Source organism: Achromobacter semiaridum, assembly GCF_053543755.1.
On record NZ_JBLVOL010000056.1, the window covers coordinates 11,464 to 21,758 of the forward strand.

At 65.6% G+C, this 10,295-nt stretch carries 7 protein-coding genes and 2 riboswitches; of the genes, 4 read left to right on the forward strand and 3 right to left on the reverse strand.

Annotated elements, in window-relative coordinates; all coding sequences use genetic code 11:
- The 4 genes from ACNPP0_RS16035 to gcvP form a co-directional block, all read left to right on the forward strand.
- The coding region (locus ACNPP0_RS16035) for a ZIP family metal transporter (protein ID WP_448706436.1) at positions 1–439 on the forward strand (439 nt) is incomplete at its 5' end.
- A 117-nt stretch (positions 440–556) separates the two neighbouring features.
- Positions 557–653: riboswitch (glycine riboswitch) on the forward strand.
- Between the two features lie 32 nt (positions 654–685).
- A riboswitch (glycine riboswitch) is annotated at positions 686–809 on the forward strand.
- Between the two features lie 91 nt (positions 810–900).
- A complete protein-coding gene (gene gcvT, locus ACNPP0_RS16040) occupies positions 901–2,001 on the forward strand; it encodes a glycine cleavage system aminomethyltransferase GcvT (RefSeq protein ID WP_448706437.1) in 1,101 nt (366 codons plus the stop codon).
- A 101-nt stretch (positions 2,002–2,102) separates the two neighbouring features.
- Complete coding sequence (gene gcvH, locus ACNPP0_RS16045; RefSeq protein ID WP_046805102.1) at positions 2,103–2,480, forward strand: glycine cleavage system protein GcvH; 378 nt, start codon at positions 2,103–2,105, stop codon at positions 2,478–2,480.
- 71 nt (positions 2,481–2,551) lie between these two features.
- Complete coding sequence (gcvP, locus tag ACNPP0_RS16050) at positions 2,552–5,425, forward strand: aminomethyl-transferring glycine dehydrogenase (protein ID WP_448706438.1); 2,874 nt, start codon at positions 2,552–2,554, stop codon at positions 5,423–5,425.
- Between the two features lie 117 nt (positions 5,426–5,542).
- Here gcvP and ACNPP0_RS16055 read toward each other — a convergent pair whose 3' ends face one another.
- The 3 genes from ACNPP0_RS16055 to ACNPP0_RS16065 all read right to left on the reverse strand — a co-directional run.
- Positions 5,543–7,501 carry a DUF945 family protein gene (locus ACNPP0_RS16055; RefSeq protein WP_448706439.1) on the reverse strand — a complete coding sequence of 653 codons (1,959 nt, stop codon included), beginning with the start codon at positions 7,499–7,501 and terminating at the stop codon, positions 5,543–5,545.
- A gap of 238 nt (positions 7,502–7,739) precedes the next feature.
- A complete protein-coding gene (locus ACNPP0_RS16060) occupies positions 7,740–9,215 on the reverse strand; it encodes a M81 family metallopeptidase (RefSeq protein WP_448706440.1) in 1,476 nt (491 codons plus the stop codon).
- A gap of 27 nt (positions 9,216–9,242) precedes the next feature.
- Positions 9,243–10,295 (reverse strand): amidase (locus ACNPP0_RS16065; RefSeq protein WP_448706441.1); only part of this gene is annotated, 1,053 nt, incomplete at its 5' end.

Consider the following 10,295-nt stretch of genomic DNA (forward strand, 5'->3'; position numbering starts at 1 on the left):
GCGGCGCGCCTGGTTGTTTGTCATCGCCATCACCTTGCACAACCTGCCCGAAGGCCTGGCCATCGGGGTCGGCTACGCGGGGGGCGACCCGGTGGCGGGCACCGCCCTGGCCACGGGCATCGCGATCCAGGACATTCCCGAGGGGATGGTCGTTGCGGTGGCGCTGCTGGCCGCCGGCTATAAGCGGGCCTTCGCCGTGGCGCTGGGCATGTTGTCGGGTCTGGTCGAGCCGCTGGGCGCGGTGCTTGGCGCCGCCATCGTCGGCTGGTCCGTCTTGCTGCTGCCCTGGGGGCTGGGCTTTGCGGCGGGCGCCATGCTGTTTGTGATCAGCCACGAAATCATTCCCGAATCGCACCGCAAGGGGCACGAGGTCTACGCCACCTGCGGGCTGATGCTGGGCTTTGTGCTGATGATGCTGCTGGACACGGCGCTGGGCTAGTTCCGGCGCTGGCGCCACGCTTGGCGCGCGTTCCCGGCAGCGGTTTACCAAGGGGCCGGGCCCCGAAATCGCGCTTTTCCGGTGCTTGTTTTCGTTGTATGCTTGGCGCCGCTGTCACGCATGTTTGCGGGAGAGAGCGCCCCTGCCAGCAGGGTCGCCGCCGAAGGCGCAATTCGCCCAGAATCGCTCAGGTAACCGATATCGCACATGCTTGCCCTGTCCCGGTTTTACCGTGTGGATGCGGCAAAACAGTACTCTGGAGAGACCTGGCGCCGCCCCGAATTCGGGACACAGCGAGCAGCCCAGGCGCCGAAGGTGCAAACCCGCCACGCGCGGGGCAACTCTCAGGCAAAAGGACAGAGGGGCGGAAGATTCAGCCGATGCCGTGCGGGCGCAGTCCGCTTGTCACGACCGGCATTCCGTAACCCTGGCAAGCCATTGCCGTCCCGGAGTTTCCGCGCATGTCCGCAACCCTCAAACGCACCCCGCTGGCCGACGAACACATCGCCTCCGGCGCCCGAATGGTCGATTTCGGCGGCTGGGACATGCCCTTGGCCTACGGCTCGCAGCTTGAGGAACACCACGCGGTGCGCCAGGATGCCGGCATGTTCGACGTGTCCCACATGCTGAACGTGGATGTGGCCGGCCCCGATGCCTACGCCTTCCTGCAACGCCTGGTCGCCAACGACGTCGCCAAGCTGACCGTGCCGGGCAAGGCGCTGTATTCGTGCATGCTGAACCCGCAGGGCGGCGTCATCGACGACCTGATCATCTATTTCTTTGCCGCTGACGAATGGCGCGTGGTCGTCAACGCCGGCACCGCCGACAAAGACGTGGCCTGGATGCAGCGCGTGAAGCAGGCCGGCAATTTCGACGTTGCCATCACCCCGCGCCGCGACCTGGCCATGGTGGCCGTGCAGGGCCCGAACGCCCGCGCCAAGGTCTGGGCCGCCCGCCCGGCCTGGCAAGCCGCCTCCGAAGCGTTGACGCCGTTTGTCGCCGCCCGCGTGGGCGACGACACGCTGGTCGCCCGCACCGGCTACACCGGCGAAGACGGCTTTGAAATTGTCCTGCCCGCCTCTGACGTCGTGCAACTGTGGCGCGACCTTGCCGCCCAGGGCGTGCGCCCGGCGGGCCTGGGCGCGCGTGACACGCTGCGCCTGGAAGCCGGCATGAACCTGTATGGCCAGGACATGGACGAGCTGACCCAGCCCGACCAGGCCGGCCTGACCTGGACCGTGTCGCTCAAGAACGCCGAGCGCCGCTTCATCGGCCGCGAGGCGCTGGAACAATTCGCCACCCCCGCCGCCGTTGTCGGCCTGAAGCTGCAAGAGCGCGGCGTGATGCGCGCCCACATGGCCGTGCGCTGCGCGCAAGGCACGGGCGAACTCACTAGCGGCACCATGTCGCCCACGCTGGGCGTGTCGATCGGCTTTGCCCGCCTGCCGCAAGGCGTGCGTCCGGGCGACACGGTCGAAGTCGACATCCGCGGCAAATGGGTGCCCGCCCTGGTCTGCAAGCTGCCCTTCGTGCGTAACGGCAAAGCCGTCGAACACTCGTAAACTCGAAGCTTCGCGCGAACGGCCTTGCCAGTTGATGCACACGCCGCTCGCACGAGGCGCGCAACACCATTCATCTACCCGCATTCCCTAGAGGATTTCCCATGAGCCTGCCCACCGATCGCAAGTACACCCAGTCCCACGAATGGGTCAAAGCTGAAGGCGACGTGTTCGTCGTCGGCATCACCGATACCGCCCAGGACCAATTGGGCGACCTGGTTTTCGTTGGCGACGTCAAGGTTGGCGCCAAGTTGAACGCAGGCGAAACCGCCGGCGTGGTCGAGTCGGTCAAGGCCGCCTCGGACATCTACGCACCCGTCAACGGTGAAATCGTTGCCTTCAACGACGAGCTGGAAAACAACCCCAGCCTGATCAACGAATCGGCCTTCACCACCTGGATCTTCAAGATCAAGCCGGTCAACGCCGCCGATGCCGACAAGCTGCTGGACGCCGCCGGCTACGAAGCCGTCGCCAACGGCTAAGAAGCCGGTTCGAGCCGGGCGCGCCGACCTCGTGGCGCGCCGGCCTGATGCACCACCACCCGAGAGTCCCCATGTCGCGCGCCCTAGACACCCATACCGACTTCATTCCCCGCCACATCGGCCCGTCCGACGCCGACCAGGCCGCCATGCTCCAAGTAATTGGCAGCCCCAGCCTGGACGCCCTGATCGACGAAGTCGTTCCCGCCAAGATCCGCAGCCAGGCCCCCCTGGCGCTGCCGCCGTCGCGCAGCGAAACCGACGTGCTGGCTGAACTGAAGCAGATCGCGGGCCGCAACAAGGTCTATCGCAACTACATCGGCCAGGGCTACTACGGCACGCAGACGCCCAACGTCGTGCTGCGCAACATTCTTGAGAACCCCGCCTGGTACACGGCCTACACGCCTTACCAGCCCGAGATCTCGCAAGGCCGCCTTGAAGCCCTGCTGAACTACCAGACCATGGTCGCCGACCTGACGGGGCTGGACATCTCCAACGCCTCGCTGCTGGACGAAAGCACGGCCGCCGCCGAAGCCATGACGCTGGCCCGCCGTGGCGCCAAGTCGCAAAGCCCGGTGTTCTTCATTTCGCGCCACGTGCATCCGCAGACCATCGAAGTCGTGCGCACGCGCGCCGAAGGCCTGGGGTTGGAAATCACCGTGGGCGACGAAGCCCAGGGCCTGCCGGAATGCTTCGGCGTGCTGCTGCAATACCCGCACAGCACCGGCTCGGTGTCCGACTACCGCAAGCTGGCAGAAGCCGCCCACGCGCAAGGCGCCGTGGTCGCCTGCGCCACCGACCTGTTGGCGCTGGCCCTGTTGGCCGCCCCGGGCGAGTGGGGCGCGGACATCGCCATCGGATCGGCGCAACGCTTTGGCGTGCCGTTCGGTTTTGGCGGCCCGCACGCCGGCTTCATGGCCTGCAAGGATTCCTTCAAGCGCAACATGGCCGGCCGTTTGGTCGGCGTGTCGAAAGACGCGCAAGGCAACCCGGCGATGCGCCTGGCGCTGCAAACGCGCGAACAGCACATCCGCCGCGAGAAGGCCACGTCCAACATCTGCACGGCGCAAGTGCTGCTGGCGGTGATGGCCGGCATGTATGCCGTGTGGCATGGTCCGGAAGGCATCCGCCGCATCGCCCAGCGCGTGCAGCGCAGCACCGCCATCCTGCGTGGTGAACTGATCAAGCTGGGCGTGAAGGTCGTGAACGACACGTTCTTCGATACGCTGCTGCTGGAAACCGGCGCCGCCACCCCGGCCATCCTGACCGCCGCCGAGTGCGAGCACATCAACCTGCGCCGCGTCGATGGCGCGCGCCTGGCGGTGTCGCTGGACGAAACCGTCACCGTCGCTGACCTGCAAGCGCTGGTCAACGTGTTCGCCGCCGGCCTGGAACGCGACGACGTCGAACTCGATATCGACGCGCTGGACGCGGCCGCCGCCGGCGGCATTCCCGCATCGGTCGCGCGCGAAAGCGCCATCCTGAAGCACCCCGTCTTCTCCAGCGTGCAATCCGAAACCGACATGCTGCGCTACCTGCGCAAGCTGGCCGACAAGGACCTGGCGCTGGACCGCACGATGATCCCGCTGGGTTCGTGCACCATGAAGCTGAACGCCACGGCCGAGATGATCCCCATCACCTGGCCCGAATTCGCGCTGATCCACCCGTTTGCGCCCGCCTCGCAAAGCCAGGGCTACAACGAACTGATCGACCGCCTGTCCGCCGCCCTGTGCGAAATTACCGGCTACGACAACATCAGCCTGCAACCCAACTCGGGCGCGCAAGGCGAATACGCCGGCCTGCTGGCCATTCGTGGCTACCACCAGGCTAACGGCCAGCATCAGCGCAACGTCTGCCTGATCCCGGCCTCGGCCCACGGCACCAACCCCGCGTCGGCCCAACTGGCCGGCATGGACGTGGTGGTGGTGGCGTCTGATTCCAACGGCAACGTCGATCTTTCCGACCTGCGCGCCAAGATCGAACAAGTGGGCGACAAGCTGGCCGCGCTGATGATCACCTACCCGTCCACGCACGGCGTGTTCGAGGAAGCCGTCACTGAAATCTGCGAACTGGTCCACCAGGCCGGCGGGCAGGTCTACCTGGACGGCGCCAACATGAACGCCATGGTTGGCGTGGCCCAGCCGGGCAAGTTCGGGTCCGACGTGTCGCACCTGAACCTGCACAAGACGTTCTGCATTCCGCACGGCGGTGGCGGCCCCGGCGTGGGCCCCGTGGCGGTGCGCGCGCATCTGGCGCCGTACCTGCCGGGCGTGGTGAACGAACAGGGCAAGCTGCCCGGCGAAGCCAAGGTCGGCCCGGTGTCGGCCGCGCCCTTCGGTTCGGCCGGCATTTTGCCGATTCCGTTCGTGTATATCGCGCTGATGGGTGCCGACGGCCTGCGCCGCGCCACCGAAGTGGCCATCCTGAACGCCAACTACATCGCCACCCGCCTGCGCGACCACTACCCGGTGCTGTACGCGGGCCGCAATGGCCGCGTGGCGCACGAGTGCATCCTGGATGTGCGCCCGTTGAAGGAAACCAGCGGCATCAGCGCCGAGGACATCGCCAAGCGCCTGATGGACTACGGCTTCCACGCGCCCACCATGAGCTTCCCGGTGGCGGGCACGCTGATGGTCGAGCCCACGGAATCCGAAGGCGTGGCCGAGCTTGACCGCTTCATCGACGCGATGATCTCCATCCGCGAAGAAATCGCCCAGGTCGAGCGCGGCGAACGCGACCGCGAGGACAACGTCCTGAAGAACGCGCCGCACACCGCGCAGATGCTGTTGGCCGAAGAATGGCTGCACGACTACCCGCGCCAGCAGGCCGCCTACCCGGTGGCGTCGCTGCGCGAGGCCAAGTACTGGCCGCCGGTGGCCCGTGTGGACAACGCCTACGGCGACCGCAACCTGGTCTGCGCGTGCTTGCCGATCGAAGCCTACGCGTAGTGCATTACGCGTAACGACGACACGCCGGGCCCTGGCGCCCGGCAATAAAAAAAGCCTCCATCTTGCGATGGAGGCTTTTTGTTGGGCGCTTGCCCGTATCGATATCGGCCGTGCGTCTTACTTGGCCGGCGCCGCCTGGGCCGCCGCGTTGAAGTCTTCGGCGATGCTGATGAACGTGTTCAACAGGATTTGCAGGTTGTCCTTGCCGATCCCGCCTTCCGCGTTCATGTCCATTTGCAGCACGGCCTGGTTCTTGTTGTCCAGGTAGGCGCGGGTCCAGCGGTATTCCTGGTTCCAGCTGTTGATGGTCTTCAGCGACATCGGCTTCTTGGTCTTGTACGTGGCCGTCATGACCAGGTCCAGGCACTTTTCAGTGAAGTCGTTGCACAGGAATTCCAGGCGCAGATCGCTGGCGCCGGTCGTGCCCGGGTCCAGGATCAGCACGGGGCCTTCGTCGCCATCCTGCTTGTTGGCGGTGATGCCCATGTCGTCCAGCAGGGCGCTGACGGTGTCCAGGCTGAAGTCCTGCATCACGCCGACGGCGGGCGTTGCCCCGTCGGCCGGCTCTTGCTCGTTCATGCCGGGCATGGACTCTTCTTCGTCGTCGTCCATGGAATTCATGCCGGCGGCGCCAAGCAGGCCGCTGAACAATTCGTCGGCGGGAATTTCCTTGCCGTTCAAGTTGCCCATGCCGTCCGCGAACGTGAACTTGCCAACGATGTTGTCGCCGTCGTTCTTGCCCACGTTGAACATTTCAGCCATGCCCGACATCTGGCGCACGGTCTGGTCGGCGTCCTCGGCGGCCTTCTCCGGGGTCAGCCCTTCTTTCTTGACGGCGTATTGTGCGACCAGGTCCTGCACCATCGGCTTGGAAATGATCAGCGTGGCGTCGATGCGCTTGATGGCCTTGGCGGCAATTTCCTGCGGCGTCAGGTTCTTGACGTCGGGCGGGTTGGCCAGGTCCAGCGTGAAGTTCAGCTTGCTTTCGCCCTTGGCGGTTTTCCAGCTGATCGGGTCGATGCTGAACGACGGGTTGCCCGCCAACAACTTGCCGGCGCTGTCCAGCATCGTCTGGAACTGCTCGTCCTTCAGGCCTTCGTCTTCGGTTTGCGCCATGTATTGGCGCAACAGCTGGTTGTACGTGTCCGACAGTTGCTTGACGGCCTGGCCGTCCAGCTTGGCCAGCTTGATCACGGCCTGGCCATTGCCCAGCGCCACGTCGTTGACGGTGATGTCGCCGGTTTGATAGGCGGCCTGCACGTTGATGGACTTGTCGTCTTCGGACAGCTTCACGCCGTAGCCGAAGTTATCCAGCGACAGCTTGACGTCGTCACCCTTGCGCGTCACGTCGATGCGCTTGATCTTCAGGTCCGAATCGCCCATCGACACGCCGAACTTGCCCATGCGGCTGTTCACGTCCATCGTCAGGCCGGCGATGGACATGATGACGGGGTCGTTGCTCTTGGAGCCGTCGATGGCCAGCTTGTCCATCACGCCATGCGCGACGACGGCTTGCAGCGTACGGTCGAAGCTGCCGGTGATGACCATGCCGCTGAAGTCGATGGCGTTGCCTTGCAGCGCCGTCGAGACCGGCGCGATCTTCGCCGTGGAGGTGGTCGTGCCGCTGTAGCTCACCATGGCGTCGCTGATCAGCGGCGACACATCCTTGGTCAGTGCGAACACTTCCTTCAGGTTGTCGGTCTTGGCGATTTCCGCGTGCACGAACGCCAGCTTGGGCGCAAGCGCGCCTTGCGACAGGGCGGTCTTGGGGAAGGGGCCGTGCTCGATGACGGCATCGAATTCGATCATGCCGGCAGGCATGGCGTCCGGGCTCTTGTCGTTCTTGACCAGCGACAGGCCATAGCGCGCCTGCGTCGAGAACAGGCTGCGGTCGTACTTGAGCTGGTCGATGCGCAGGCCGAACAGCGGCGTCAGCTTGGCCAGTTTTTCGTTGGCTTCTGCCAGATGGCGTTGCGAGCTTTCCTCAATGCGTTTGCCGGTGTACCACGTGGCGCCAACCCAGCTTCCCGCTCCCACTATGACCACACCGAGGGTGATCGCTACGCTCTTTTTCATCGTCTGCTTTTTTCGTTGATTATCGAGTCATATCCGGCAGACAGCGCTTTGCGCCGTCGCGGCTGGTCTTCCAGACGCGGCTGCCGGCATACACGTATTCATCGGCCTGTAAGGGCCCGCGCCGGAGTATACCGACGCGGTGCGACGCCCGACCGTGCGCGCAGTTACTGAAGATTTCAAAATGAAAGGCCGGCGAACCACGCCGGCCTTTTTGTCGACAATTTTGCTGAATGTGGGGTTACAGCGGGTCCAGCGGGTATATCGGCCGGCGCACGTGCTTGAACTCTAGCTGGCTGTAGTCCGACGTGGTGACGCCCACGCCGGTGCATTCGATGACCTCGGTGGCCATTGCCGAGAAGCCCGCGCGCCAGTGCACCCGGCTTTTCAGCACCACATAGCGTTTTTGCAACGGGTCAACGCCAACGGACGACAGGCAATTGATGTCGAAGGGTTCCTGGTGGCGCGATACCACCACGATTTCGACTCGGCCGGTATCGATCACCACCGTCAGCCCGGTGTCGTTGCGCACGCCCCGGTACATCGGGCCGCGGCTCAGGTACACGCCGTCGAACACCAGCTTGACGCGGCCCGTGACTTCCAGCGGTTCGCTGGGTTCCTTGATGGCCGGCATGGCCAGCTTGCCGCCCAGCTTGATCGTGATGGTCTTGCCCACGCCCGCGGCGGCCGCCTGTTCCGCGGCCTGGGGGTCGCAGATGGCGTAGAACACCACGTTGTCCAATTCCTGGCGCAGCACTTCGGCCAGCACGGCGGTGGTATCCATGGTGCCGCCCGAGCCCGTGTTGTCGTAGTGGTCCAGCAGCACGACGGGGCCTTGTTCGATCTGCTTGGCGCGCGCGATGGTAGGGGCCAGGGGCTCCGGGTGAAACACCCACTCGGCGCGACCGGCCCAGGCGCGTTCCAGCAGTTCGTCGCGGTGCTTCTCGGCCTGTTGCAGATTGCCGTCCGTACAGACGACGGCGCTCAGGCCCGCTTCGCGGATGTCGGCATGCGGAAACCCCACAAAGACCGACGCCGCCAGCACGCCGCCCGCTTCCAGTTCCTTGCAGCGTTCCTGCAAGGGGCCGTTGGGCGCGGCATGGGTGCCCTGGCACATGATGTGCGGCAGCATGGGCTTGTTGGCCCAGGTCATGACGGGTTTGATCTCGCCCTTGAGCGTGCGCGCGATGACGTTGGCGGCGCGCACCCCGGCCGCGCGGATATCCACGTGCGGATACGTATGAAAGCCGCTGATGACGGTGGCGTTGCGCACGATGTCGTCGTAGATATTGGCGTGCATGTCCAGCGTGACGGCCACCGGCGTCGTCGGGTCGATTTCCCGCAGGCGCCGCAGCAGGTCGCCCTCGGCGTCTTCCACGCCTTCGGCCACCATGGCGCCGTGCAGGTCCAGCAAGATGGCGTCAAAGCCCCCCAGCTTGACCTGGTCCAGCACCAGCTTGCACAGGCGTTCGTGGGTCTCGGCGCTGGTGGGGCCGCTGGGCCAGGACTCGGCCGCTACGGGCACGACCATCTCCGCGCCCTCGCGGCGCGCCACTTCGATATAGCCGCCCAGCCCGCTGTCGGTGTTTTCGTAGGCCTTGATGGCTAGATCGCCGGCCAGGATGTCGGGGCTGCCTCGGAAAAAGCGTTCAAGCGGGGTCGGCACGGGCGAATAGGTATTCGTCTCGTGCTTGATCATTGCCAATAGCCAACGCATGGGAATTCCTGTGGTTGCTGTGGAAAGTCAGTTCGTCTTGGGCGGCTGCGGCCACGGATGCTGCGCGGGCCGCATCTGTTCCCACGCGCGCGCCACGCGAAACACGCCCAGGTCGTCAAAGCGCGCGCCGGCGATTTGCAAGCCGATGGGCAGGCCGGCGCGCGTATAGCCGCAGTTGACCGACGCGGCGGGCTGTTCGCTCATGTTGAAGGGCAGCGTGAAGCCGATGTGGTGCATGGTCGTGGCCACTTCATTGGTGGGCGACGGCCACTCGGCGTTGTAGGCCACCACGGGCGCCACGGGCGACAGCACGTAGTCGAACGGCGCGCAGGCGGCCACGGTCTTGGCGCGCACGTTCAGTGTTTCGTAGTAGCTCTTGAAGACGGCTTCGCCGCTTTGGCCGCCGCCGCTTTCTGCCCACGTGCGAATGAACGGCAGGATCTTGGCGCGGCGCGCCTCGGGCAGCGCGGCCAGGTCGATGGCCGATCGCGTGCGCCAGAAGCGGTCCACGCCATCCAGCATGTCGGGCGTCATCCAGGGCAGCATCGGCGTGACGATGGCGCCGGCGGCTTCGAAGGCCTGCGCGGCCGCTTGCACGGCATCGCGCACCTCCGGGTCCAGCGGCAGGCCGCAGCCCGCATCCATCAGCAGGCCGATGCGCAGGCCCTTGACGTCTTGCGCCAGGTTCAGCCAGTCGAAGTCCTGGAAAGGCAAGCTCATGTGGTCGCGCGCGTCGGGCTGCGACAGCACGCCCATCATCAGCGCGGTATCGGTAATGGTGCGCGTCATGGGGCCGGCGCAGCGTCCCATGAAGGGCGGGTCGATGGGAATGCGGCCCAGGCTGGGCTTTAGCGTGGCGATGCCGCACCACGCGGCCGGCAGGCGCACCGAGCCACCGATGTCGGTGCCGATATGCAGCGGGCCATATCCGGCCGCCGCCGCCGCGCCCGCGCCGGCGCTGGAGCCGCCCGGGTTCTTGCTCAGGTCCCAGGGGTTGCGCGTCAGTTCGTGAAAGCTGGACAGGCCAGAGGACAGCATGCCGAAGTCCGGCATGGTGGTCTTGCCCAGCAGCACGGCGCC